Annotated in this window: 20 protein-coding genes and 1 tRNA gene; 7 read left to right on the forward strand and 14 right to left on the reverse strand. The window is 46.9% G+C overall.

Features of this window, described 5'->3' with window-relative positions:
* Window positions 1-35: 35 nt before the first annotated feature.
* Window positions 36-2,555: an ATP-dependent helicase HrpB gene (gene hrpB / locus FBY58_RS02950; protein WP_141919411.1), complete on the forward strand. Its 2,520-nt coding sequence runs from the start codon at window positions 36-38 to the stop codon at window positions 2,553-2,555.
* A 122-nt stretch (window positions 2,556-2,677) separates the two neighbouring features.
* Here the strand turns inward: hrpB and FBY58_RS02955 are convergent, their stop codons facing one another.
* The 4 genes from FBY58_RS02955 to FBY58_RS02970 form a co-directional block, all read right to left on the reverse strand.
* Entirely contained in the window at window positions 2,678-3,940 is a 1,263-nt protein-coding gene (locus FBY58_RS02955; RefSeq protein WP_141919412.1) for an MFS transporter, read from the reverse strand.
* 224 nt (window positions 3,941-4,164) lie between these two features.
* Entirely contained in the window at window positions 4,165-5,049 is an 885-nt protein-coding gene (sucD, locus tag FBY58_RS02960; RefSeq protein ID WP_141919413.1) for a succinate--CoA ligase subunit alpha, read from the reverse strand.
* Window positions 5,050-5,147: 98 nt separating this feature from the next.
* Window positions 5,148-5,531, reverse strand: coding sequence for a hypothetical protein (locus FBY58_RS02965; RefSeq protein WP_260432070.1), 384 nt, complete (start codon window positions 5,529-5,531; stop codon window positions 5,148-5,150).
* A gap of 2 nt (window positions 5,532-5,533) precedes the next feature.
* Window positions 5,534-5,959 carry a succinate dehydrogenase gene (locus tag FBY58_RS02970; protein WP_141919415.1) on the reverse strand — a complete coding sequence of 142 codons (426 nt, stop codon included), beginning with the start codon at window positions 5,957-5,959 and terminating at the stop codon, window positions 5,534-5,536.
* 129 nt (window positions 5,960-6,088) lie between these two features.
* Here FBY58_RS02970 and FBY58_RS02975 point away from each other — a divergent pair, with 129 nt between their 5' ends.
* From FBY58_RS02975 to FBY58_RS02995, 5 genes are all read left to right on the forward strand, one after another.
* Window positions 6,089-7,066, forward strand: a complete 978-nt coding sequence (locus tag FBY58_RS02975) for a 50S ribosomal protein L11 methyltransferase (RefSeq protein WP_141919416.1) — start codon at window positions 6,089-6,091, stop codon at window positions 7,064-7,066.
* Between the two features lie 129 nt (window positions 7,067-7,195).
* A tRNA-Leu gene (locus FBY58_RS02980) sits at window positions 7,196-7,282 on the forward strand.
* A gap of 714 nt (window positions 7,283-7,996) precedes the next feature.
* Window positions 7,997-9,751 carry an ABC transporter permease subunit gene (locus FBY58_RS02985; RefSeq protein ID WP_141919417.1) on the forward strand — a complete coding sequence of 585 codons (1,755 nt, stop codon included), beginning with the start codon at window positions 7,997-7,999 and terminating at the stop codon, window positions 9,749-9,751.
* A 27-nt stretch (window positions 9,752-9,778) separates the two neighbouring features.
* On the forward strand, window positions 9,779-11,098 hold the full coding sequence (locus FBY58_RS02990; RefSeq protein WP_141919418.1) for an AAA-associated domain-containing protein: 1,320 nt from the start codon (window positions 9,779-9,781) through the stop codon (window positions 11,096-11,098).
* 181 nt (window positions 11,099-11,279) lie between these two features.
* On the forward strand, window positions 11,280-11,927 hold the full coding sequence (locus tag FBY58_RS02995) for a GrxB family glutaredoxin (RefSeq protein WP_141919419.1): 648 nt from the start codon (window positions 11,280-11,282) through the stop codon (window positions 11,925-11,927).
* Between the two features lie 146 nt (window positions 11,928-12,073).
* On the opposite strand, the gene FBY58_RS03000 is transcribed toward FBY58_RS02995, so the two are convergent.
* The 4 genes from FBY58_RS03000 to FBY58_RS03015 form a co-directional block, all read right to left on the reverse strand.
* Window positions 12,074-14,383, reverse strand: coding sequence for an ATP-dependent helicase (locus tag FBY58_RS03000; protein WP_141919420.1), 2,310 nt, complete (start codon window positions 14,381-14,383; stop codon window positions 12,074-12,076).
* Between the two features lie 60 nt (window positions 14,384-14,443).
* The gene (gene rsmD / locus FBY58_RS03005; RefSeq protein WP_141919421.1) at window positions 14,444-15,001 is read right to left on the reverse strand and encodes a 16S rRNA (guanine(966)-N(2))-methyltransferase RsmD; all 558 of its coding nucleotides are present in this window, start codon (window positions 14,999-15,001) and stop codon (window positions 14,444-14,446) included.
* A gap of 16 nt (window positions 15,002-15,017) precedes the next feature.
* Complete coding sequence (locus FBY58_RS03010; RefSeq protein ID WP_141919422.1) at window positions 15,018-16,667, reverse strand: pseudouridine synthase; 1,650 nt, start codon at window positions 16,665-16,667, stop codon at window positions 15,018-15,020.
* Between the two features lie 137 nt (window positions 16,668-16,804).
* On the reverse strand, window positions 16,805-18,073 hold the full coding sequence (locus tag FBY58_RS03015; protein ID WP_141919423.1) for a dicarboxylate/amino acid:cation symporter: 1,269 nt from the start codon (window positions 18,071-18,073) through the stop codon (window positions 16,805-16,807).
* A 384-nt stretch (window positions 18,074-18,457) separates the two neighbouring features.
* On the opposite strand from FBY58_RS03015, the gene FBY58_RS03020 reads away from it, so the two are divergent.
* Entirely contained in the window at window positions 18,458-19,759 is a 1,302-nt protein-coding gene (locus FBY58_RS03020; protein WP_141919424.1) for an AmpG family muropeptide MFS transporter, read from the forward strand.
* A gap of 24 nt (window positions 19,760-19,783) precedes the next feature.
* Here the strand turns inward: FBY58_RS03020 and FBY58_RS03025 are convergent, their stop codons facing one another.
* The 6 genes from FBY58_RS03025 to pyrF all read right to left on the reverse strand — a co-directional run bounded on the left by FBY58_RS03025 (window position 19,784) and on the right by pyrF (window position 25,496).
* Window positions 19,784-21,115, reverse strand: a complete 1,332-nt coding sequence (locus tag FBY58_RS03025; RefSeq protein WP_141919425.1) for a folylpolyglutamate synthase/dihydrofolate synthase family protein — start codon at window positions 21,113-21,115, stop codon at window positions 19,784-19,786.
* Window positions 21,116-21,142: 27 nt separating this feature from the next.
* Window positions 21,143-21,997 carry an acetyl-CoA carboxylase, carboxyltransferase subunit beta gene (gene accD / locus FBY58_RS03030; protein ID WP_141919426.1) on the reverse strand — a complete coding sequence of 285 codons (855 nt, stop codon included), beginning with the start codon at window positions 21,995-21,997 and terminating at the stop codon, window positions 21,143-21,145.
* The gene (trpA, locus tag FBY58_RS03035) at window positions 21,994-22,818 is read right to left on the reverse strand and encodes a tryptophan synthase subunit alpha (RefSeq protein WP_141919427.1); all 825 of its coding nucleotides are present in this window, start codon (window positions 22,816-22,818) and stop codon (window positions 21,994-21,996) included. The genes accD and trpA overlap by 4 nt, the downstream gene beginning before the upstream one ends.
* Window positions 22,815-24,041: a tryptophan synthase subunit beta gene (trpB, locus tag FBY58_RS03040; RefSeq protein WP_141919428.1), complete on the reverse strand. Its 1,227-nt coding sequence runs from the start codon at window positions 24,039-24,041 to the stop codon at window positions 22,815-22,817. The genes trpA and trpB overlap by 4 nt, the downstream gene beginning before the upstream one ends.
* A complete protein-coding gene (locus tag FBY58_RS03045) occupies window positions 24,038-24,673 on the reverse strand; it encodes a phosphoribosylanthranilate isomerase (protein ID WP_141919429.1) in 636 nt (211 codons plus the stop codon). Before FBY58_RS03045 ends, trpB begins: the two co-directional genes overlap by 4 nt.
* Before the next feature lie 112 nt (window positions 24,674-24,785).
* Window positions 24,786-25,496 carry an orotidine-5'-phosphate decarboxylase gene (gene pyrF, locus FBY58_RS03050; RefSeq protein ID WP_141919430.1) on the reverse strand — a complete coding sequence of 237 codons (711 nt, stop codon included), beginning with the start codon at window positions 25,494-25,496 and terminating at the stop codon, window positions 24,786-24,788.
* Window positions 25,497-25,505: the final 9 nt, after the last annotated feature.

Below are 25,505 nucleotides of genomic sequence, written 5' to 3' on the forward strand. Positions count from 1 at the left end.
AGAAGGAATATTCTGATAGTCGTAAAGCCTTCAATATGATGAAGAATAATGCCTTTCTTACAGAATTGCCGGTCTCCCGTATTTTCGAGCCTTTGGCTGAAACACTACGCAAACGAAGCAATGTCGTTATTATCGCGCCCCCTGGTTCAGGAAAAACCACGGGTATTGCCCCTGTTTTATTGCAGGAAGCTTGGTGTCAGGGGCAGGTTATCCTGCTGTCGCCGCGCCGTTTAGCCGCTAAAGCGGCGGCAGAAAGAATAGCGCAGATTATAGGAGAGCCTGTCGGGCAACAGGTCGGTTATGCGACCAGAATGGAATCCCGTCGGTCTGATAAAACCCGTATTTTAGTCGTGACCCAAGGGATATTCCGTCACCAGATCCAGCAAGACCCCGAATTAACAGGCATTTCAGCTGTTTTATTCGATGAAGTTCATGAACGGAGCCTCGATGGTGATTTTTCGCTGGCGCTGGCTCTAGACGTTCAATCTGTTCTACGACCAGATTTAAAATTGATCGCGATGTCCGCGACTATGGACGGCGCACGATTTTCTAATTTGATGGCTGAAGAGGAGGCTGGTGCTGCACCTGTTTTAGAAAGCCAAGGCCGCAGCTATCCTTTACATTATTATTATGAAGGCCGCCGTTCGGATTTATCCATCGAACAAAATATGGCGGCTGTTATCAAACGCGCCTTACAGGAAAATGAAGGCGGTATTCTTGCCTTTTTACCGGGTATCGCCGAAATAGAGCGCACCGCTGCGCTGTTAAGCAATTTGCCGTCTGATATTTCTCTTTTCCGTTTACATAGCACAGTTGATCACCGCGAACAGAATGGCGCCATACGTCCTGCACCGAAAGGATGCCGGAAAGTTGTTTTGGCCAGTGCCATTGCCGAAACTAGCCTGACATTAGACGGTATCCGTATCGTGGTGGATTCCGGTTTGACAAGGCGCGCGCGTTACGATCATCAATCGGGTTTAACGCGTTTAGTGACGGAAAGAGTTAGTCGCGCATCGGCAGAACAACGCGCTGGTCGTGCCGGTCGGCAAGATGTGGGCTATGTGTGGCGGCTATGGGAAGAAGCCGCACAAACTGGGTTGTCGCCTTATGATCCGCCCGAAATTACGCAAGCAGACTTGTCGGCTTTAACGCTCGATTGTGCCTTATGGGGGGTAGCCCATCCAAAGCAATTGCGTTGGATTGATACACCGCCCGAAAAAGCCGTCGAAGAAGCGCATAACCGATTACAAAATTTACAGGCGATTTCTTCCGATAAGCGTCCTTTGCCGCATGGTCATGATCTAGCTGCGCTGCCTATGCCGTTGCCCTTGGGGCATATGATATTGAAGGCGAAAGAAAAAGGATTGGGTGCTTTTGCCGTTGATGTTGCTGTCTTGCTTTCAGAACGGGGCGTCGGCGGCCTCGATCTTGATATCGAAAGCCGCTTGAATCGCTTTTATCGTGATAATTCGCCACGTTCACAAAAAGCCCGCCAGCTTGCCAATCGGTGGAGAAAACTGGTTGGCCTGAATAATGCTGGCATATCCCAAAATTATATGGGTGAGGGAGATGTGGGTGCTTGTGTTGCCTTAGCCTTTCCCGATCGGGTGGCCAAAAGGCGTGATAGCAAGGGAGAGCAATGGATTTCTGTCGGCGGACGGGGATTCTGGTTAGATCCTTTGTCGCCTTTGGCAAAAAACGAATGGCTTGCCGTGGCTGAAGCACAGGGAGCTGCGCAATCGGCTCGTATTATGTCGACGGCCGCTTTGGAAAAAGATCAGATTAATGCTCTTTTTGCCGAACAGATTGTTGTTGAACAAAATGTCCGCTTTAATTTTGAAATAAAAGGTGTCGAGACGGAACGGGTTCAGCGTTTAGGGGCAATTATTTTAAGTCGAGGACAAGATGATTCCCCCGACGAAGAAACTATCGCTTCAGTTTTGATGGATGCTATCCGACAATATGGGCTTGATATTTTGCCATGGTCTGAAACGGCGCTTTCCTTACGGGAAAGATGGGCATTTGTCATGGCACATCAATCGGACAAAAACGCCAACTTTGAATATGATCTAAGCGATGATGCTCTTTTGGAAAAAGCGGAAGAGTGGCTTTATCCTCTTTTAATCGGATGCCGCCGGCTGGATCGAATAAAGTCTGGTGATTTGTCGCAAGCTTTGGAAAACATATTGGGATGGCACGGTAAGCAGCAACTCGATTCATGGGCGCCTGCTCGGCTGACAACCCCTGCAGGTAGTAGCCATGTAATCGACTATAAAGATGCAGATGTTCCCGCCGTTGAAGTCCGCCCACAAGCTTTATTCGGCATAAAAAAACATCCAATGTTATTAAATGGGCAGGTGCCTTTGGTTTTAAGGCTGGTGTCGCCTGCCGGACGACCTATCCAGACAACAAAGAATTTACCCGATTTTTGGACGGGTAGCTGGAGCATGGTCGCAAAAGAAATGCGTGGCCGATACCCCCGTCACCCTTGGCCGGAAGATCCCGCCGCCGCCGAACCTACCTTGCGCACCCAAAAAGGCCGCAAGGTCTATTAATCGGTTATATATACAGAGCATCAAAATGCGTTTTGATAGGGTATTTAGAATACGGTATTTATGGGGGGGCGATACTATGTCCCCATTTTTTTGATGGTTACCCTTTATCAAAAAATGCTGTTTTAGGGCTGTTTCGCAGTAGTGATATTTCGTCGGATTAAGATTGTTGCGAGAATAGCCGCAATAGCCAAGAGGCAAGACGTATAGGCGATAAGTCTTGGCCAGCCACCTGATGTCCAGAATATGCCGCCAAGAGATCCAAAAATGCTGGAACCCATATAGTAGCAGAGAAGATAAAGGGATGTGGCATGCCCTTTATTTTGCAATGCTAACTGTCCGACCCAGCCGCTGGCGATGGAATGGATCGTAAAAAATCCGGTCGTAAAGATAAAAACGCCGATAACCATGAAGGGGAGATGATTATTCAAGGTCAACCACATACCTGAAACCATGATAGCGAGGCCTGCAATCATAACGGGACCCCGACCGACTTTATCCGACCATGAACCCGCGGTAGGTGACGCAACCATACCGGAAATATAAGAGAGAAAAATAAAGCTGATTTGTGATGATGACAGTGAGAAGGGCGGAATAGCCAAACGGAAATCAATATAATTGAAAATCGTGATAAAGCTGCCCACTGCAAGGCCACCGATAGCGAAAAGTAGAAACATACCAGAACGAGTAATATGTTGAGACCATGCATTCGCGTGGTATTTAATGTCAAAGCGAGCATTTTTGATAAAGTTTTTAGAATCCGGCAAGCAAAGCCCGAAGACGATAGCGGCCAAAAGGTCAACACTGCCCAAAATACCGAGTGCGATTTGCCAAGTGGTAAACTCGGTTAAGATTCCAACGGCGACACGGCCAAACATACCACCAAAGGCTGTACCGCCGACATAAATCCCCATGGCATAGCCCAGATTTTTGGGATGTATTTCTTCTGATAAATAAGCCATTGCCACAGCGGGAACCCCGCCAAGGACAAAACCTTCAAAGGCGCGGGCTATCAGAAAAACATCCCATGAGGGCAAAAAAGCAGCAAAGATATTCATGAAGGAAGCCGATGCCATCGAAAAGAACATAATGCCTTTTCGTCCAAGGCTTTCTGCCGTGGCACCGGAGCAAAAAATGGATATTGCTAGAAAACCCGTGGTTAGCGAAATTGCAAAAGAGCTTTCGGTAACGCTCACATGAAAATAATGAGTCAGTTCGGGAAGAATGGGTTGAACGCAGTATAAAAGCGAAAAGGTAATGAAGCCGACCAAAAACATAGCAAAGCTGGTCACAAGGTAGTTTTTGCTGCCTCGTTCTGTCCAGATAGAGCCTTCTCTTTTGGAGTGAGGTAAAGCGGTTTCGGCGTCTTGGCTTTTGATGCTGCCCATTTCGTCCCTCGTTCAGGAATTGATGCCGTCTGATAACAGGCTCATTTATTTGGAACGGGCGAAAATAGAAGTATCTGGGTAGGGCGCCAATTGTAATATTGAATAGATTTTGATTTAATTTTTTTTCAAATAACCTATGGCTGATAAATAAAAAATAACAATTATTGATTAAAAATCAGCCATATAGTTTTAATTATGCTCTTTGTAAAAAGGGCTGACCTGTATTATTTTTTCAATAAATTGAAAAGGGTATGGCCGATTTTGGACGGGTCAGGGGTCATCGCAATGCCTGCGGCTTCCATGGCTTCTATCTTGGCAGCGGCACTGCCAGAATGACCGGAAACAATAGCGCCAGCATGTCCCATATGCCGCCCCGGAGGCGCTGAAACACCAGCGATAAATCCGGCAATAGGTTTTTTCCGACCTTTTTTAGCCTGTTCTTTCAAAAATTCGGCGGCATCTTCTTCGTCAGATCCACCAATTTCGCCGATCATGATGATGGATTCCGTTTCATCGTCATCCAAAAACATGTCCAGAATATCGATAAAATTGGTGCCATTAACCGGATCACCACCGATACCGACCGCGGTTGACTGGCCTAGTCCAAGCTGGCTAGTCTGGAAAACAGCTTCATAAGTCAGTGTGCCTGAACGGCTAACAATACCAACCGAGCCTTTTTTGAAAATACCCCCCGGCATAATACCAATGCGGGCAGAATTAGGGGTCAATAATCCCGGACTGTTAGGGCCCACAAGACGGGATTTCGATCCGCTTAAGGCGCGTTTGACCCGCACCATATCCAAGATCGGAATACCTTCCGTCACGGTGACGATCAGTGGAATTTCAGCATCAATGGCTTCCAAAATGGCATCACCTGCAAAAGCAGGTGGCACAAAAATCATAGAAGCGTCTGCGCCGGTTTTTTGTTTTGCTTCGGCTACCGAATTGAAAATCGGCAGATCTAGATGCGTTTGCCCGCCTTTACCCGGGGTAACACCACCGACCATCTTTGTCCCATAGGCCAGAGATTGGGCTGTATGATGGCTGCCTTGCTGGCCAGTGATGCCTTGCGTAATGACTTTGGTTGTCGCATTGGCAAGAATCGACATCTGTTCTTTTCTCCTGACCCATATGGGTCTGCGGTCTGTTCACAGACCCCTTGTTAATATTTTTTCGTAATAAAGAATTAGGAATAGACGATTGATAATTAGCTTACAGCTGAATGGAAAGCTATTTTAAGAACCGAGAATATAGCAAGACTACCAAAAATAATCATATAAAAATAGGTAAGTATTTGTAGATAAATACCTGTTTTTGGAAAGTGATCATTCGAAAATAGTTTGTCGATGAAAAAGCGGGCATAGCCATAAGTTGAAAAGGCCAGAAAAATCATCGGCAGGGCGACGATCGTCTGGGATATCCACCGTCTGATGACGTTAAAATCGTAGACCGGCAATTCAAGAAAAGAAACCGTCAGCCAGATATATAATAAGACATTGGCGGCAGCGGTGAGCTTTTTATAAAAATCGGCTTTGTTGATATCCCGATAGCGGTGGGTTCCGGATAACGGGCTGTCATTATAAGAAGTCATAATTACGCCCCAAGAAAAATAATGCCCCAGACAAGAAAAGTCAGAATAAAGGCCGCCATATTAGTGGCGGAATAAAAAAAATAATTTTTGTAAAGGGACGGGCTTTGCAGTCGTTTAAGGGTATTAAGCCTTATTACAGACATGACATGGTAGAAAAAACACCATGTCAGAATGACCCCTATAATACGGCTGATTATATTAACAGAAAAGGCAAAGCTATTTTTGTCGGAGCAGTGAATGGCGTAATGCCAGAAAAGCGCATAATTTTCAGGACTGCTTGCTACTGCTAATAACCATAGGGTAAAAAGCGGAAAACCGATAAAAGCGATTGCCAGTGCTGTTAAGCGATGCAACAAAGCCGCCGTTCTTTGAAAGTCGGGCGATGCTGTCTTGCGGGAAGGGGAAGAAGAAGCCGTCGACCGAGCCACAAGAAATACTCCGATTAAACTGGGGAAATATCAAAAAATGTCTTTTAGCTGATAGATGATATCACGCAAAGGATGAACTGTTTAAATTTTTAAAACACAACAAAATAGAAAAAGGATGGATTGGGCGCCATGGGTAACAGAAAACAAGGGAATGGAGATATGATAACAGGGTTCCCTTTTAACGCCCCTTGTAACGGTAGCTGGAAACTTACTTTACCTTGCAGCAAGGATGAGGCGCAGGCTGTGGCTGATGGTGAAATCGGCAGTTTTAGCCTGATGGATGAGCCGCCTGTTATTATGGTGACGGAGCCTGACCCTGAGTTACCAGAAGAATGGCGTCTGGATGTCTATTTTGATCATGAGCCGAATTCTGGTGAGGTTGGCGCCATACGGGCTTTGGCACCCACAGCGGCGGCTGAAAATGAAATTATAGAACATATCGAAGAAGAAGATTGGGTCGTGTTATCCCAATCGGGATTGGAACCGGTTCGTGCCGGACGTTTTTTGGTCTGCACCCCGACCAATGCAGTTCCGTCTGAAGAAGGCAAAAAGATGTTCGTTATTGATGCCGGTCGGGCATTCGGTACCGGACATCACGAAACCACAACTGGCTGTCTTCAGATGCTTGATCGCTTAAAAGCCCATGGTCATCATTTCAATAATGTTGCCGATATTGGCACCGGCACCGGATTGTTAGCTTTTGCTGCCCGTTATTTATGGCGTTCCTCACGCGTGATTGCTTCCGATATTGATCCGGTTGCAGTGGAAGTCGCCAAGGAAAATGCCGAAGTAAATCATGTGCCTTTGGGATCAGGTTGCCGTCAGGTGGATATGGTAGTTGCCGCCGGTATGGATGACCATCGTTTACAGCGGCGTGCGCCTTATGATTTATTGATTGCCAATATTTTGGCAGGCCCCCTGATCGAATTATCACATTCTTTCGTGCCAGCGTTACAATATGGCGGTTCACTGATTCTTGCTGGATTGGTCGCAGAACAGGAACAAGCTGTCTGCCGTGCCTATCAACGCCTGGGCATGCGCTTGGCTGATCGGGTGATTTTGGGTGATTGGCCGACTCTTCGGCTAGTGAAACGCCCGAAATTTTAAAAAAATTGGCTTTTTTTGATAAAAAATGCGAAAAAAGTAAAAAATAGACTGGACGAAAGGCGCAGCTTGTGGCATCCGCCATGGCCTTGGCTGCTTATACAGCTAAGTGCTTCAAAGAAGCGCTTTTCTGCGGGTGTGGCGGAATTGGTAGACGCGACGGACTCAAAATCCGTTTCTAGCGATAGAGTGTCGGTTCGAGTCCGACCACCCGTACCAGAAACGTCAAAAAATCTATTCGGTTCTTTCCTTAAAAAAACTGCCGATCTGGCATTATCCGGTTACATATTGCCGGCATGGAAAGACCATTCCCCTTATTGATTTTAAAATTATTAGCCGCTTGTCTCTCTCTTTTGCAAGGAAGCAGAGCGCTATTTATCAACGCAGCACTTATCCAATGAGTGCGTTCTTTGGCATCCATTCTTGCCGATTTTTCTGAAAATAAGAGTATTTGATTATAGGTTTCTTGAAACAGTCTTACCTTGACAAAGGTAAGATGACAGCGCAGATGCAGATATGTTTCAAACTGTTTCAATTTATTACGAAATAGCTTTGAATTTATTCAGCACCGGAAAACCCCCATAATCTGATGGGTGTTTTGTCTGCTGTTTCTTGTCTAAGAAGGCTTAATAAAGGCTGTCTTAGCTCCCCAATGCAATTCGGGAGAGATAAAAATGATCAATAACGGCCTTTTCTTGCGGTATTCGATACCACAATTTTTCTATTACTATCCCTTCCTTGACCCCATCCGATAAAGCGCTCACTGTAATAATATAGTAAAGCGATTGTAATAAATTTTTGTTTTGTATTTTGAAATCTATCGAAATAATAAGGCAGAAATAATTGCTATTTATTCCATCAAGTGAAATTTATTATTATCTCTGTGTTATATAGGGATATATTTATTTTTCCTTATTGTGGATGAGGTCTATTATGGTCTTTCTTCCTCATAATAGCACAGGGCAACGCGCCGTAGCGGCCTTTGCCCGTATTCGGATATTGCCGAATATTTATGATTTGATAGCTTTTGTTCTGTTGGGTGGGGCGATCGCCCTTGTTGTACATGGCACCGCGGATATGAGCGGTTCTTTAGCGATTTTAAAAACCCAAACCATTTCTTTGAAAATTAGTCACTTACCCGAATATGCGTTGCGAACGACCTTGCGGATGTTTGCCGGTATTTTGGTTTCGCTGATTTTCACCTTTGTTGTCGCGACGTTTGCTGCCAAAAATAGCAGGGCAGGGCAGATTATCGTTCCGGCTATGGATATTTTACAATCTGTGCCGGTTCTGGGATTTCTGACTTTTACGGTGACTTTCTTTCTTGGTCTGTTCCCCGGACAACAAATTGGCGCTGAATTTGCGTCCATATTTGCTATTTTTACCAGCCAAGTCTGGAATATGGCGTTTTCTTTCTATCAGTCACTAACCAGCATTCCGACTGATCTTGATGAAGCATGCCGCAGTTTTAAGCTTTCAGCTTGGCAGCGCTTTTGGCGATTAGAAGCGCCTTTTGCGGCACCTGGTTTGATCTGGAACACAATGATGTCGATGTCGGGTGGCTGGTTTTTTGTGGTAGCATCCGAAGCCATTACTGTGGGGAATACCGATATCCGTTTGCCCGGTATTGGGTCTTACCTTGCCTTGGCGATAGATCAGAAAAACTTCTCTGCTATCGGAGCGGCTGTCTTGGCGATGGTTATTATCATCGTCCTTTATAACCAATTGCTGTTTCGCCCTATCTTGGCATGGGCAGATAAATTCAAGCTGGAACAATCGGCGAGCAAAGAACAAGTTCAGTCATGGGTGTATGATATTATTCGCCATACGCGCTTGATGAAGCGGCTATCGGTGCCTTTTGTCTGGATAGGGCAGCAATTGATGATGGTGCGTTTTTCCAGTGCCGAACATCAGGTCAACGCTGCGGATTCCAATCACCATAATAAAATTGCGGATTATGCGTGGTTTCTGTGTGTTCTGGGCGGTATCGGCTGGGGATGCTGGGTTACCTTTGATTATTTACAGCAAGCACTTTCTTGGGGCGATGTCTGGATAGCTTTTACCAGTGGTTTGATGACCTTGTTGCGTGTTGTCGTGCTGATTGTATTGGCTAGTCTTATCTGGGTGCCGGTGGGTATTTGGATCGGCCTTCGTCCAGCGTTAGCGCAGCGCATACAGCCGATTGCGCAATTCTTAGCAGCATTCCCAGCAAATGTGCTGTTTCCCTTTGTGGTGATCGCCATTGTTGTCACAGGTGCCAATCCGAATATCTGGTTGTCGCCTCTGATAATCCTTGGCACCCAATGGTATATTTTATTCAACGTCATTGCAGGTGCGGCCTCTTTTCCGACTGATTTGAAAGAAGCTGTTGCGATTTATCAAATCCGGTCATGGACATGGTGGCGTCGTGTGATGTTACCGGGCATTTTCCCTTATTATATCACAGGCGCGTTGACCGCGACGGGCGGTTCTTGGAATGCCAGTATTGTGGCCGAGGTTGCCAGTTGGGGGAATACTCAGCTCGAAGCTTATGGTTTGGGGGCTTATATCGCCAATGCTACAACCGCAGGTGATGTCCGGCGCGTTGTCTTGGGCATTGTTGTGATGGCCTTTTTTGTTACCTTTTTTAACCGGATTCTTTGGCGACCACTCTATGTCTTTGCCGAGCGTCGTATCCGTTTCAACTAATCTCATCTTCTGATTGGGAGCTTGGTTATGGATAATTCTGTTATCGTTAAAAATCCGCCGCTTGTTTCGGTGCAAGACGTTTGCCAGACCTATGATAATGGGGCCTCTGGTCAGATTGTTGTGCTTGATAAAGTAAATATGGAGCTGCAACGGGGCGAAATCGTCGGTCTTTTGGGGCGATCGGGTTCTGGTAAGTCCACTTTGTTACGGGCGATTGCAGGTCTTCTTCAGCCTAGTCAGGGGACGATTACCTTTGAAGGTAAACTGATTTCGGGCACCTCTTCTGAAGTGGCTGTGGTGTTTCAGAGTTTTGCCCTTTTTCCATGGCTTACCGTTCTTGAAAATGTCGAAATCGGTTTAGAAGCCCGTGGTATTAAGCCTGCTGAAAGACGGCAAAAGGCCTTGTCAGCCATCGATCTTATCGGTCTTGATGGGTATGAAAGCGCTTATCCGAAAGAGCTTTCTGGCGGTATGCGGCAGCGGGTTGGTCTGGCGCGCGCTCTTGTGGTTCATCCTAAGCTATTATTGATGGATGAGCCGTTTTCAGCCTTGGATGTGTTGACGTCGGAAACCTTGCGGAATGATCTGTTAGATCTGTGGTCAGAAGGCAGGATGCCTATCGAGGCTATTTTGATGGTGACGCATAATATCGAAGATGCGGTGTTGATGTGTGACCATATTTTGATCTTTGGTTCCAATCCTGGGCATATTATCGGTGAAATCCATGTCGATTTGCCACAGCCGAGAAATCGGCTTGATCCCGCTTTCAGAGAAATTCTGGAAGAGATTTATTCTTTGATGACGGCCAAAGCCGGTAGCACCAACACTATTCATTCCCAGCCATTTTTGGGTAATGGTATTGCCATTGTTTTGCCTAAGGTTTCGATCAATGAATTGGCAGGTTTGATCGAAACAGTGGCGGCAGAGCCTTATAATGGGAAGGCAGATTTACCGCCTTTGGCGGCTAGTTTGCGACTGGGTGTTGATGATCTGTTTCCTGTCGGCGAAACTTTGCAGTTATTGCGTTTTGTTGAAATGGAAGAGGGCGATATCCGCTTAACCGCTTTGGGACAGCGTTTTGTTGAAAGCGAATTGGATGACCGGAAGCGGTTATTTTCGCAACAGCTTTCAACCTATGTGCCTTTGGCTGCGCATATCCGCTGTATCTTGGACGAAAGGCCTGGCCATAAAGCTTCTGCTCAACGTTTCCGTGATGAGTTGCAAGATCATATGTCTGAAGAGGCGGCAAATGACACGATCAAGGCGGTAACTAGCATGGCGCGCTATGCTGAATATTTTGCCTATGACGAGGAATCTGATCTGTTTACTTTGGATAACCCAAGCTAGGCATTTTTTGTCTCTTTTGGGAATTTGGCGGGCTCTCGCGCAGCATCTAAAAATGTACCGCGAGGGTTGCCCTGAATATTCCAAGCTGTAACAAGCCAAACCGATATAACGGTCATTTATTTCTAGTTCGTCCCAATTATGATTGGGATGCCCTAATTCTCATTAAAGAGAGGCCGTTTTCATGGCTTTTAAGCTATATATTTATGAACATTGCCCCTTTTGCGTCAAAGCCCGCATGATTTTTGGCTTGAAGAATATTGATTTCGAAAAAATCATCCTTTTGAACGACAATGAATCTGGTCCAATACGGATGATTGGCAAAAAAATGTTGCCGATTTTAGAAGTCGATGGTCACTTTATCGCCGAAAGTATGGATATTGTGGCCTATATTGACCAGCAGGCTGCTCCGATAATCACCGGAAGAACTTCATCCAAGATTGCAAAATGGCTGGAACGAGTAGCGCCGTTATTCTCATCATTGATTATTCCCAGAATGGCATGTGCACCTTTCAAAGATTTTGAGACAACTGCCGCACGAGCTTATTTTGTCTGTAAAAAAGAAGCTGCGACCGGTTTATTCAGCCATCGATTAGGTGAAAGTGCAGCGTTACTGGAAGAAATAAATAAGCTGTTGGAAGAGTTAGCCCCGCTGATTGAAAAATCGAATGCGGTTAATGGCGAGCTATCCACCGATGATTTTCATCTTTTTTCGCAGCTTCGCAGTTTGTCGATCGTCAAAGACGTTTTTTATCCGGTTGAAGTTGCAACCTATCTTCAATCGATGTCCAAATTGTCGAAAGTCGGCTTGTTAGATCAATTTGCAGTATAAAAAAGTCGTTCAGATATGCTCTATTTTCAAAAAAAGGTATTTGACCTATCGCGTATCAGATAGGTTTTTCAATCGTAGGATAATTGAAATTATCGACGCCATTTATAGATAGCGTATGCCTCGTTTTTGGCGTGGCTATCTATAAATTACGAAGAAACAAACTGGGCAAGCAGTTTTTTGACACCGACGTCCTTGTCTTGAAATTCGACGGTTACTTTGTCACCGTCCACTTCGTTGACGATACCTTGCCCGAATTTATTGTGTTTAACCGTGTCGCCGACTTTGTATTGAGGGGCGCTATTCTTTTTAAACGGTTTGATCGGTGTCGAGGTCGAGGATGGCTGTGCCCTTTGCGCCCGTTGCCATCCTGCACCGCGATTGCTGGCTAATTGCCAAGGCGGCGTTATGGCTTCTTTTGCTGTATCATATCTGGGCGGATTTTTGGAGCGACCCTCTGCCCATATATCACGCCAGCCAGAAGTTTTTTTTCTTAGAAGTGATTTCTGATCTGTATGATCTTCTGGCAATTCATCGATAAAACGGGAAGGGGTAGAGGCCATCCACTGCCCATAGATTCTGCGATTGGCGGCATGGGAAATCGTGCAGAATTTTTTAGCACGGGTGATGCCGACATAGGCCAGCCGTCTTTCTTCTTCCAGACTTTTTAAGCCGCCTTCGTCTAAGGATCGTTGCGAAGGGAAAACGCCTTCTTCCCAACCGGGTAAGAAAACGTAATCGAATTCCAAACCTTTGGCGGCATGCATCGTCATCAAGGTTATTTTGTCATCTATGGGGTCATTTTCATGATCCATAACCAGACTGACATGTTCTAGGAAGCTGCTGAGATCATCATATTCTTCCATTGCACGCGCTAATTCTGTCAGGTTTTCTAACCGACCGGCAGATTGCACATCATTAACCGCCCGCAGCATCGCTTTATAGCCGGATTCATCCAGCATTTTTCGGGTAACATCAGCATGGCCAATAAATTGTAGACTTTTCCGCCAGTCCGCAAACGAGTCCATCAGTTGACCAAGGGACTGGGTTATTTTGCTGCCCAGTGTTTTTTCTGAAATTAGCTTTTCAGCGGCAACCGTCAAAGGAATCTGATTGAAATAAGCCGTCTGATAAAGCTTTTCCATCGCCTTTTTACCAATGCCACGCTTTGGTACATTGACGATGCGTTCAAAGGCGAGATCATCAGTCGGTTGAGTGATTACCCGAAGATAGGCAAGCGCATCCCGTATTTCTGCCCGTTCGTAAAAACGGAAGCCACCGATAATCCGGTAGGGTAGGCTTTTGGCAATAAAGATATCTTCAAATTCACGGCTTTGGAATTGGGCGCGAATAAGAATAGCCATATTGTTTAAAGGAACACGCATGCGCCGTAAATTTTGGACATCCGAGACGAGCTGCCTTGCTTCCTCTGCGCCATCCCAGACCCCGACGACTTTAACTTTTTCGCCTTGATCGCGTTCTGTCCACAAGGTTTTACCGAGACGAGCGTTGTTATGGGTAATCAGGCCAGAAGCCGCGGCGAGGATATGAGGCGTCGAACGATAGTTATGTTCCAAGCGGATAATCTTTGCGCCGGAGAAGTCCTCCTCAAAACGCAGAATATTGGCAACCTCGGCACCGCGCCAGCTATAGATTGATTGGTCATCATCGCCGACACAGCAGATATTCCGTTTTTTCTGGGCTAAAAGCCGGAGCCACAAATACTGCGCCTGATTGGTGTCCTGATATTCATCAACCATGATATAACGAAAGCGTTCATGATAGCTTTCCAAAACATCAGGGTGTTTTGTCAGGATAACCAGCATATGCAAAAGAAGATCGCCAAAATCGCAGGCATTCAGGCTGAGTAATCTTTTCTGATAAGCGAGATAAAGACCAGCCCCCTGACCATCGGCAAAGCTATCTTCTTCTTTGCCTACGATTTTATCAGGGGTTAAACCACGGTTTTTCCAGCGATCAATGATGCCGGCCAATTGTTTGGCTGGCCATTGTTTTTCATCGATACCCTGCGCCTGAATAAGCTGTTTTAACAGCCGGTTTTGGTCATCAGTATCAAGAATAATAAAATTGGATTTTAGGCCGATCAATTCCGCATGGCGGCGCAGCATTTTAGCCGCGATAGAATGGAAAGTGCCAAGCCATGGCATGTTTTCAGCCAGACTTCCCATCAATTCCCCGACCCGCATTTGCATTTCACGGGCAGCTTTATTGGTAAAGGTGACGGCCAATATCTGTGAAGGCCACGCTTTTAGCGTTTCGACCAGATAGGCAAGTCTTGCCGTCAAAGCAGCGGTTTTACCAGTTCCTGCACCGGCCAGAACAAGAAGAGGCCCTTCTGTTGTTCGGACAACCTCTTTTTGTTCAGGGTTGAGACGGTTCAGATAGGCCGGTTCCTGTGCAGGGTCGGCGGGAAAAGATGGATACAAGGAGTCAGTCACTTCATTAAGTTAGGCGTGGATAGGCTGCACAGCAAGAGATCGGTTAAGGGTTGTTACCAATCAGGCTTCAACTTCAATTGATCGGCGAAGCAGCGTGACACGGGATTTGCCGTAAGTCCGTTCGGTTTCGACAATCCATCCTCCGGCAGAGGGTTGTTCTTGCTTGGCTGTTTCGATGCTTGCCCATGCCGATGGAGATGCCCAACCAAGACGGGTAAGTTTTTCCAGCAAGGCACCCGCGCCGCCGCTGTTATAGGGCGGGTCGAACAACAAAAGATCGAAAGGCTGTGATATGGGAGCAAGAGAAGAAACCGGTTGCGCCATCAGGCGGGTTTCCGCTTGCGCACCCATTTTTTCGATATTGGCCTTTAATATTTTGCAGGCTTCGGGATCTTGTTCGACAAACACACTATATGCCGCACCACGCGATAGGCTTTCGAGACCTAGCGCGCCGGTGCCGGCAAAAATATCAGCGACCCGTAAAGATTCCAGTGAACCCATGCGGCTTTCAAGCATAGAAAACAGGGCTTCACGAGCACGGTCACTTGTTGGGCGGGTAGTATCGCTGTTGGGCGTTTTTAAACTGCGTCCCCGCCATTTTCCGGCAATAATTCTCATAATGAAAATTTATCCTTTAAGACATTTTGGGTAGGCTGCTTTTAAAAGTATCCAAGGCCGTCGGGTCAACCTCTTCAACGGCACCAACAGGCAGGTCACCGAGAAGGAATGGGCCATAGCTGATACGGATCAGTCGGGAAACCTGTAAGCCAAGATAGCCCAAAACACGGCGCACTTCACGATTGCGCCCTTCATGAAGCTTCATTTCAACCCAGCCATTGCGGCCTGTCCGACGTTCCAGATTGGCGTCAATCGAGCCATAATGAATACCGTCGATGGTAACACCTTCAATCAAATCTTCTAATTGATCTTGGGAAACATCACCAAAAACACGCGCACGATAGCAACGTTCAATATGGGTAGCCGGTAATTCCAGCGCCCGTTTGAAGCCGCCGTCGGTGGTTAAAAGCAATAAGCCTTCTGTATTCATGTCCAATCGACCAACGGGCATGACCCGTGGCAAATCAGCAGGCAGACGATCGTAAATAGTCATCCGGCCTTCGGGATCGCGTTCGGTTGTCAGAAGTCCGGTCGCTTTATGATACAAAAACAGGCGCGTGGCAGACGGTGCGCCAACCGCTTTCCCATCAACTGTAACACCATCAAGTGAGGTCAACAGCGTTGCTGGTTTTTCGACCGTGACACCATTAAGGGCAATTCTGCCTTCTTCGATCATGCTTTCGATCATTCGCCGACTGGCAATGCCCGCACGGGATAGCAGCTTGGCAATCCGTTGTTCGCCATCTTCGCGAGGCGTCCGTGCCGAAGCGGGTTCGGTTACGCCTCTCTTCCTTTTGAAAGGACGAGCATCTGGCGAGTAAGACGGGTTAACGGCAAGATTGCGGTTATACCGTCTGCCTTCAAAGCGCCTGTCTCCGGAAGGATTCCGGTCGCGTGACGTGGCAGAAGAAAAGCGGTCGTCCGAACGATTGCCTCTATAACCGTCATTCCGTGCGTAACTATCATTCCGTGCGTAACTATCATTCCGTGCGAAACGGTCTGAGCTACGCTGCTGATCACGCGGAAAACGAGAGGGTCTGCTTTCGCCACCGTTACCGTTGCTGCGTTGATCACTATTCCGATCTCTGAATGGTTTTTCAGCCCGTGCAGCCCGCGGATTTTCATTTGTTGAAAAACGATCCGGCGTTCTTTTTCGATAACCGGAATTGTTATCCGCATCTCTATCGCGGTCACGAAAACTATTCTTATTGCCTGCGAAACGAGCATTCGAAGCATCTTTATCGCCGAAAGAACGTGGCCGACCTGAAAAGTCTTGTCTTTGATTATTACGGTCGAAACGGTCGTTGGATGAGCGGTCATTCGACGGTCTGCGATCGTTCGATGGTCTACGATCGTTACGAGCAAAGCGGTTGTCGCCTTCTTGACGATCGGGACGCGCTACATCTTTTCGAAAAGGTCTGTCTTGACGGAACGTATTGTCAGAAGAGCCTGCTGCTCTTTTATGAACAGGTTTGTCCCTGTAACCATTTCTATCAGGGCGTGAATCAAAATTCTGAGATGCTTTTTTATCAGTCCCATTTTTATCAAAATTGGGACGCAATGTTTTATGAGGTCTGTTATTTTCTGAAGTCGTATTGGAGCGAGCCGGATTTCTGGATAACGGGGGCCGGCCTTTGCCGGATTTCGGGGGGCGATTGAAAACCATAAGTCCTTATCTGGTTGAATGCTTGGCCGTAGCAAAAGGCTTAGAATACCGGAAACAGCCATAGGCGAATCACAGCTTCTGTCAAACAACCATCTATAGCCTGACCTATGACAGGTCAGGCTATAAAAAATAAAATTTTATGCAGCTTCTATTTTTTCGACTTCCTCTTTGCTCGGAATTTTCAGCTCACCTTCCCAATTAGCAACGACCATGCTGGCTGCAGCATTACCGATAACATTGGTTGCGGAACGACCCATATCAAGGAAATGATCGACCGCCAGAATAAGGGAGATACCCGCTTCTGGAATCTGCATGAAGGAGAGTGCCGAGGCAATGACGATCAAGCTGGCACGCGGCACACCGGCAATACCTTTTGAAGTAATCATTAGCATCAGCAACATGATGATTTGCTGACCCATGGGCGGATGAATATTGTATGATTGGGCAATAAACATCGTGGCAAAGGTGCAATAAACCATGGTGCCATCAAGGTTAAAGGAATAACCCAAAGGCAGAACAAATCCGGCAATACGAGGCGGGACACCGAAAGCTTCGAGTGCTTCCAATGTCGGCGGCAGAGAGGCTTCGGAAGACGAGGTTGTAAAAGCAATCAGTGCTGGCGCTTTCAACAGCGGAATGATGTTGAGAGCGCCTTTACCGACAACCAATCGGGTTGCGAGAAGAATAACGCCCCAGAGAACCACCAAGCCGAGATAAAAACTGCCAATGAAATAACCATAGGTCAGAATAATGCTGAAACCACGTTGTGCGATAACCGAGGTCACTGCGGCAAAAACAGCCAGAGGCGCAAACCACATGACGTAATTGGTCACTTTCAGCATCACATGGGACAGGCTTTCGATACCCCGTAAAATCGGAGCGGCTTTTCTGCCCTGTGAACCGAGACCCAAACCAAAAAAGACCGAGAAAATAACGATTTGCAGAATTTCGTTATGTGCCATGGCATCAACCACGGATTGCGGCACCAAATGGTTGATAAAGTCTTTTAATGAAAAGGATGGCGCCGTGGCACCGACAGAGGAAGCCGAAACCGCAGGAGGCACAAAATTCAAACCATTACCCGGTTTGAGAATATTAACGAGTATAAGCCCCAATGCCAGCGATATAAGACTTGCCCCGATAAACCAGCACATGGTTCTGAGACCGATGCGGCCTAATTCTTTCCCGTCGCCCATATGGGCAATACCGGTGACCAATGTAGCAAAGACCAAAGGAGCAAGGATCATTTTGATCAGTTTTAAGAAAATCACGGTCAATAATGACAGGTAATTTTCAACCAGATAGTCAATCCAGCTTTTATCATGAATAGTCAAATTCATGACCGCACCAACGATCAAGCCTGCGATTAAGGCTATCACAATCCAAAAGGTGAGCCTTTTTGCCACTCTCTTCTCCAGAAATATAATTTCAATATTTTCAATAAAATTAAATGTTTAATTTTTATTTATCAAACAAAAAATTTTTAAATTCTATCATTTTAAAGCAATAAATTAATTCGAATACAAGATAGAAGAAATTCCCGATCAGGAATTGATGTGATTATGTTCTTTAAACAAAATATTTCTTTTAGAAAGGAAATTTTTTTACAAATGTAAAAATTATTTTTTTATTTTTGCAAATAAACAAAATTCTTTTAAAGAAGACGGCTCGATATTTTCTATTTCAAAGTCATCCCTTCCGATGTGGATGTTCGTTATAATTCCGGCTAAAGCTAGGCCATAAACAGACGCAATCTTCTATTTAGCAGGAAACAGGCCATTCATAAAAGAATGAAGGATTGGGCGCAACGTATTGAAAATACCTTTATGCCCTATTTCGAGAAAGCATCCCTTGCGGCATTTTTTCTCGGTATTGCGAGCGGTATACCATACACTTTATTAGCCGCAACCTTGACTCATCGATTGTCGGATGCCGGTATTGATAAAAAATCGATATCAGCTTTTGCCCTGACTTTGTTGATGTATAGCTTGAAATGGTTATGGGCGCCTTTAATTGACCGTTGCCCTGTGCCGTTTTTGACAAAAATGATCGGGCAAAGACGGGCTTGGCTGTGGATAAGCGGGATTATGACCGCTTTTGCTATTTTTATGCTGGGCATGGCAGACCCTTATCAACATTTGGAGCAGGTCGTTTTCTGGGCGCTTTTCTTAGGTTTCTGTGGTGCGACAGCGGATATCACTTTGGACGCCTATCGTATCGAGTTGTTAGATCCGTCACGTTTGGGTGTTGGTTCGGGATTATCTCAATATGGGTGGCGTATTGGTTCTTTTTTAGCTAGTTCTGGCGTCTTGTTGCTGGCTGATAAATGGAATTGGCATATTGGTTATATGGCCTGTGCGCCTTTTGTCCTGATTGCGCCCGTTACCTCTATTTTTATGGGCGAACCTCACCAATATCGTGAACCCAAACCTTTGAAAAAGCCCAGCGATATGATTGAGGCGTTTATCAATCCTTTGCGTGATTTTTTGCAGCGCCAAGGGGCTTGGATGGTCTTGCTCTTTATCCTTCTCCATAAAGTTGGAGATACAATGGCCAATTTAATGCTGCGTAATTTGTTGGTCAGCCTTGGCTTTACCAAGCAAGAAATTTTGCTGGGTGATATCAATATCGGCTTTTTTGCGCTTTTGGCGGGTATCTTTGTGGGGGGTATTTTATTTGCCCGCATGGGTATGAAACGCTCGGTTATGTTGAGCCTTATTTTGATGGCTATTTCGAATGTTAGCTTTGCGGTTTTAGCAGCATGTGGGCATTCCATGCCGATGTTGATTTTTGCTGTCGGATTTGAAAATTTTTCAAGCGGTATTGGTGGCGTTACCGTCGTCGCTTATTTGTCGGCATTGTGCAGCCTTCGTTTTACAGCAACACAATTTGCTTTGCTTAGTGCTTTGGCTGGCGTTCTAGGGCGCTTTTTGACGGGAACTACAGCAGGTGCGCTGATCGAAGCCATGGGATATGTGAATTATTATATTCTGACGACCCTGATCGCGTTACCCAGTATTTTCCTTTATGCCTTTATGATGCGGTCGGGCATGGTCGATCGGTCGGTTACAGAGGCGGAAGACTATTCCTAAAACTTCCGCCACCGTTAACTTCAATTATTCTGGCGGCGTTTCGTTGGCTTTCAGGAAAGAGCCTGCCAGATAGAGAGACCCTATTATTGCGATAATAGGCGGGTAATCGGGGGATGCTTCGCGAGATATCAGGCGAAGCGCTTCTTCCGGTGAGGCCGCTATCCGGCCAGACATGCCATTCTTTTTCGCCAGAGAGACTAGGTCTTCTGAAGGGTAACAAGCATGGCCTGGCACGGGAACGGCATAAAAGCGTGCTTGTGTCGCGCCAAAAAAGCGAAGAACGCCTTCTGCATCTTTATTGGACAACATGCCCATAATCAGATGAAAAGGCTTTTTCTCTCTTTCCACATGTTCTTTGAAAAAAGCCGCAGTAGAGGGCGCTGCTGCAGGGTTATGGCAACCATCAATCCACAATTCCGCACCAACGGGTAACTGGCTCACCAAGCTTCCATCAGAGACATGCTGTAGCCGTGCTGGCCAGAAAGCCCATCCCATGGCTGCTTTATAGGCAGCTTCCGGTATCTGAATAACTTTCTGATGGCGGAGCATTGCAATAGCCAAGGCTGCATTTTCATTCTGGTGACTGCCATTCAGGCGGGGTAGGGGCAAATGTACGCGCCCTTCCTTATCACGATAATGCAGTTCGTTTTGATAAATCGTCCATTCCCATGTGCTACCACGCGGTAACCAGATAGCTTTTTTAGCTTCGGCTACATTTTTGATTTGGGCAGCAATAGACGGTTCATAGGCTTGCGTGACGATCGGGATATTTTCTTTGGCGATGCCCGCTTTTTCGGCAGCGATATCTTCGGCATTATCGCCTAAAAATGCCTGATGATCGACGCCAAGCTGGGCAATGCCGCAGACAATCGGGTTAGTTATAACGTTGGTTGCATCCAGCTTGCCACCCAAGCCAACTTCAATGATACAGGCATCGGCCGGTTTCCGAGAGAAAGCCAGAAAGGCTGCCGCCGTTGTAACTTCAAAAAAGCTGGCACCGACATCTTCCCCGATATCGAGTACTTCTTTCAGGAGAGCCGCCAAAGTTTCATCATCAACCAGCTTATCGGCTATCCGAATGCGTTCATTGAAACGCACCAGATGGGGACTGGTGTAAACATGGACAGATAAACCAGCAGCCTGAAGCGCTGCTCTGAGAAAGGCGCAGGTTGAGCCTTTGCCATTGGTTCCGGCGACATGAAAAACCGGAGGAAGGCGGCGTTCTGGATGATCAAGCCGTTCTAACAATTCGCTAATACGGCTTAATCCCAGTATGTCACTACCCGGAGAAAGGCGTGCCAGTCGGTCTAGTTGGAATTGAACATCAGGATTATCGGAACGGGCGTGATCAGCCATTTTTTATATCTCGAAAGGGAAGCTCTGTCAGGCCGGTTCGCTGACAGGGAGCAGATAATCCATAAGCGAGATCAAACGATCACGCATTTCAAAGCGGGGAACAACCATATCGATCATACCATGTGCGAGCAGATATTCTGCCCGTTGGAAGCCTTCTGGCAGTTTTTCCCGAATGGTCGATTCAATCACACGCTGTCCAGCGAAACCAATTAAGGCACCCGGTTCGGCAATCTGAATATCGCCCAACATGGCATAAGAAGCAGTCACACCACCGGTTGTCGGATCAGTTAACACGACAATATAAGGCAGTCCTGCTTCTCTTAATGCAGCAATCGCGGCTGTGGTTCTTGGCATCTGCATCAAAGACAAAATGCCTTCTTGCATGCGTGCGCCACCAGCGGCGGTGAAGATGATATAAGGAGAGCGACATTCTATCGCAGCCTTTACGCCAGCAACAAATGCGCTACCGACGGCCAAGCCCATAGATCCCCCCATAAAGGAGAAGTCCTGCACCCCGATGACCGTTTGCCGTCCACCAAAAAGACCTTTGGCGTTAAGCAGGGCGTCGTTCTCGCCTGATTTCAAGCGAGCGGCTTTTAACCGATCCGCATAACGCTTGGTGTCGCGGAATTTCAAAGGATCTTCTTGCACGACAGGTGGCGGAAGAACGCTGTAATCGCCTTCATCAAACAGGGAGTCGAAACGAGCACGGCTTCCGATGCGGCCATGGAAGCCGCATTTCGGACAAACCGACAGGTTTTCTTCATAATCTTTATTAAAGATCATGGTCTGACAACTGGAGCAGCGATGCCACAGATTGTCAGGCGTTTCACGTTTGACGATGAAGGGTATCTTGTTACGAACTTTTTCGAGCCAACTCATACACGTATCTCCTTACGGGCATGGGAAATGGCCGAACTTAATTCTTTGGCCAGTTTTTCTAATGCCGCATTAGGGTCTTGGTTATGGGTAACGGCATTTTCAATACAAGCAACAAATGCCGAGCCAACAACAACCCCATCCGCTTTTTTAGCAACAGCCGCGGCTTGTTCCGGTGAACGGATACCAAAACCAACGGCTACCGGTAAATCGGTCACAGCTTTGATGCGATCGAGAGCGGAGTCAATGCTGGCTTCGGTTGCCTGCTGAAGGCCTGTAACACCGGCGACTGAGACATAATAAAGAAAGCCAGAAGCCCCATTAAGAATGACTTTTAATCTGGCTTCATCGCTGGTCGGCGTTGCCAGACGGATCATATCCAGACCTTTGTCACGGATAGCCACGCCCAAGCTGGCATCTTCTTCCGGTGGAATGTCCACGCAGATTACACCATCCACACCAGCTTCTTCGGCTGATTTTGAAAAACTATCGCTCCCCTTGAAAGTCATCGGGTTAGCATAGCCCATCAGGATCAGCGGCGTTTCTGGATGACGTTTTCTGAACTCGGTCGCGATTTTGAAAATATCGCCATAATTTGTTTTAGCAGCCAAAGCTCGCAAATTAGCTTTTTGAATAGCGGGGCCATCCGCCATTGGATCAGAAAAAGGCATGCCCAATTCGATAATATCGACGCCATTATCAACCAAGCTGTCTAACAAACGCGGCGTAGCATCGGGTGTCGGATCACCAGCCGTGATGAAGGCAATCAGAGCTGCCCGATTTTCTTTTTTTGTTTTAGCAAAAGTATCGGCAATCCGGCTCATAACTTGACCCCTAAATGGTTGGCTACTGTGTAGATATCTTTGTCGCCACGCCCAGAAAGATTAACAATAATGATTTTATCTTTATCCATTGTCGGCGCTATTTTCGCAGCTTCTGCCAAAGCATGGGAAGATTCCAATGCCGGAATAATGCCTTCCAATTCGCAAAGTTGCTGGAATGCTGCCAAGGCTTCGTTATCCGTAATCGTTTCATAACGGACACGTTTTATATCTTTTAACCAGCTATGTTCAGGGCCAATACCGGGGTAATCAAGACCGGCTGAAATAGAATGCGCATCTTTGATCTGGCCGTTTTCGTCATAGAGCAGGTAAGTGCGGTTTCCGTGAACAATACCCGGTGCGCCGCCTGTCAGGCTGGCAGCATGACGGCCGGTTTCCATACCTTCACCGGCGGCTTCAACGCCGATCATAGCAACATCGGTATCATCGAGGAATGGATGGAATAGACCCATCGCATTTGATCCACCACCAACAGCTGCAATTAACAGATCAGGTAAACGGTTTTCTGCTTTTTGAATTTGTTCTCTGGCTTCACGTCCAATAACGGATTGGAAATCGCGAACCATTTCAGGATAGGGATGGGGGCCTGCGGCCGTTCCTAGAATATAAAAGGTGTCATCAATATGAGCGACCCAATCACGCAGGGCTTCGTTCATGGCATCTTTTAAAGTGCGAGAACCCGCCTTGACCGGACGGACTTCGGCACCCAGTAATTTCATCCGGAAAACATTGGGTTGCTGGCGCTCTGTATCCAGTTCACCCATAAAGACTGTGCAGGATAAACCAAAGCGCGCGGCGACGGTGGCTGTTGCAACGCCATGCTGTCCTGCACCCGTTTCCGCGATAACGCGGGTCTTACCCATTCTTTTCGCTAATAAGACCTGACCAATGCAGTTATTGATCTTATGCGCGCCGGTATGGTTGAGATCTTCGCGCTTTAAATAAACCTTGGCACCGCCCCATGCTTCTGTCAGGCGAGGCGCAAAATAAAGCGGGCTAGGACGACCGACATAATGTTCTAGCAGATCATCTCTTTCTGCTATGAATGACGGGTCTTTCAACGCGCGCCGGTATTCTTCGTTAAGTTCGAGAATAATCGGCATCAGGGTTTCGGGAACATATTGTCCACCGAATGTCCCAAAATGGCCACCTGCATCCGGTTGGGCGCGAAGTGAATTCGGAAGAACAGAATTGGATTGTTTCATAATAGACGAACCGCTTGAAGGAATTGGGCAATCTTGTCCATATCCTTGATACCGGGTGATGTTTCGACACCCGAAGAAATATCGACCAGTTCTGCACCGGTGATAGCGACAGCCTGAGCTATATTACCGGCATCAAGTCCGCCGGATAAAGCCCATGGCAAGGGATGTTTATAATTTTTGAGTAAACGCCAGTCGAAGCGCCTGCCCATACCGCCCGGCAATACGCCATCGGTACGTGCATCGTAAAGCAACCGATCGGCTAAACCGCGATAATGCGGTGCCTGTGTCAGATCCTGACTGCTGGCAATAGAAAGCGCTTTCCATATCGTTACCTTGGGAAATGTCTCGCGGATGGAAGCTATCCGTTCAGCCGTTTCATGGCCGTGTAATTGAAAACCTGTTAAACCGGAGGCGAGGGCTCTTTCCAGTAAACTGTTGTCGGGGTCGACGAAAACACCGATTTTCCGGATGTGGTCGGGGATCTGCCGGATAAGCATGGCTGCTTTTTCCGGTGAAACTGCCCTTGGGCTTTTTTCAAAAAAGACAAAGCCGATATAGTCCGCGCCATTTCTGACCGCAGAGGACACAGTCTCTTCCGTGGATAAACCACATATTTTTGTGCAAACCGACATTGTTATTACATCCGGAAAGAAACCCGATAGACCTGTCAGATAAACTGAAAGTTCAGATACCTCTAAAGGATATTATCCATCGGGTCATAGTGTTTTTATGGTTATAGAGTGATTATTTCCGGCGTAATTGTCTGGCAATAGCAGACGCGACCTCGGCTGGTTCATCTGCACGGGTAATCGGGCGGCCGATTACCAGAACCGAAGCACCACGATTTAATGCATCAACAGGCGTGCAAACGCGTTTTTGATCACCAACAACACTATCGGCAGGCCGGATTCCTGGAACAACAAAAAAGCCATCACGCCATTCTTCATGAACTTGTTCGACTTCGGCTCCGGAGCAAACAATACCATCGAGGCCAGAACGACGTGCCAAGCGTGCCAGTTTTTCTACCTGAGATTCCGGCGTTCCGGTCATACCAATAACGCCAAGATCACTTTGATCAAGGCTGGTCAAAATGGTGACACCAACAACTTTAGAGCCTTTGTCTGCAGCTTTTTTCGCCGCGCGCATCATCGCTTCGCCGCCTTCGGTGTGAACTGTTAAGATCGCAGGCGGCGATTTGATGGCATGGAACAAGGCTTCGATAGCCGAAGCCACCGTGTTCGGAATATCGTGAAATTTGAGATCAAGAAAAATAGGCAGCCCTTGATCTGCTATTTTTTCAACCCCGTAATGGCCATGCGCCATGAAAAATTCGAGGCCAAGCTTTATGCCGCCGATATGGGGGCGAAGAATATTGGCCAGCTTTTCTGCCTTTTTAAGGTCAGGCGTATCAAGCGCGACAAAAACGGGATTAGATAAAAAGTCAGTATTGGGCACAGTGCATCA

Source organism: Zymomonas mobilis (assembly GCF_006715975.1).
Taxonomy (GTDB): domain Bacteria; phylum Pseudomonadota; class Alphaproteobacteria; order Sphingomonadales; family Sphingomonadaceae; genus Zymomonas; species Zymomonas mobilis_B.

Excerpts from the sequence above, each read along its gene's own strand:
- FBY58_RS02975 (WP_141919416.1), top strand. The coding sequence starts at position 6,089 with ATGGGTAACAGAAAACAAGGGAATGGAGATATGATAACAGGGTTCCCT.
- FBY58_RS03020 (WP_141919424.1), top strand. The coding sequence starts at position 18,458 with ATGAAGGATTGGGCGCAACGTATTGAAAATACCTTTATGCCCTATTTC.
- hrpB (WP_141919411.1), top strand. The coding sequence starts at position 36 with ATGATGAAGAATAATGCCTTTCTTACAGAATTGCCGGTCTCCCGTATT.
- FBY58_RS02995 (WP_141919419.1), top strand. The coding sequence starts at position 11,280 with ATGGCTTTTAAGCTATATATTTATGAACATTGCCCCTTTTGCGTCAAA.
- rsmD (WP_141919421.1), bottom strand. The coding sequence starts at position 15,001 with ATGAGAATTATTGCCGGAAAATGGCGGGGACGCAGTTTAAAAACGCCC.
- FBY58_RS02985 (WP_141919417.1), top strand. The coding sequence starts at position 7,997 with ATGGTCTTTCTTCCTCATAATAGCACAGGGCAACGCGCCGTAGCGGCC.
- FBY58_RS02990 (WP_141919418.1), top strand. The coding sequence starts at position 9,779 with ATGGATAATTCTGTTATCGTTAAAAATCCGCCGCTTGTTTCGGTGCAA.
- trpB (WP_141919428.1), bottom strand. The coding sequence starts at position 24,041 with ATGAAACAATCCAATTCTGTTCTTCCGAATTCACTTCGCGCCCAACCG.
- FBY58_RS03025 (WP_141919425.1), bottom strand. The coding sequence starts at position 21,115 with ATGGCTGATCACGCCCGTTCCGATAATCCTGATGTTCAATTCCAACTA.
- sucD (WP_141919413.1), bottom strand. The coding sequence starts at position 5,049 with ATGTCGATTCTTGCCAATGCGACAACCAAAGTCATTACGCAAGGCATC.
- FBY58_RS02955 (WP_141919412.1), bottom strand. The coding sequence starts at position 3,940 with ATGGGCAGCATCAAAAGCCAAGACGCCGAAACCGCTTTACCTCACTCC.
- FBY58_RS03045 (WP_141919429.1), bottom strand. The coding sequence starts at position 24,673 with ATGTCGGTTTGCACAAAAATATGTGGTTTATCCACGGAAGAGACTGTG.
- FBY58_RS03010 (WP_141919422.1), bottom strand. The coding sequence starts at position 16,667 with ATGGTTTTCAATCGCCCCCCGAAATCCGGCAAAGGCCGGCCCCCGTTA.
- accD (WP_141919426.1), bottom strand. The coding sequence starts at position 21,997 with ATGAGTTGGCTCGAAAAAGTTCGTAACAAGATACCCTTCATCGTCAAA.
- trpA (WP_141919427.1), bottom strand. The coding sequence starts at position 22,818 with ATGAGCCGGATTGCCGATACTTTTGCTAAAACAAAAAAAGAAAATCGG.
- FBY58_RS02965 (WP_260432070.1), bottom strand. The coding sequence starts at position 5,531 with ATGACTTCTTATAATGACAGCCCGTTATCCGGAACCCACCGCTATCGG.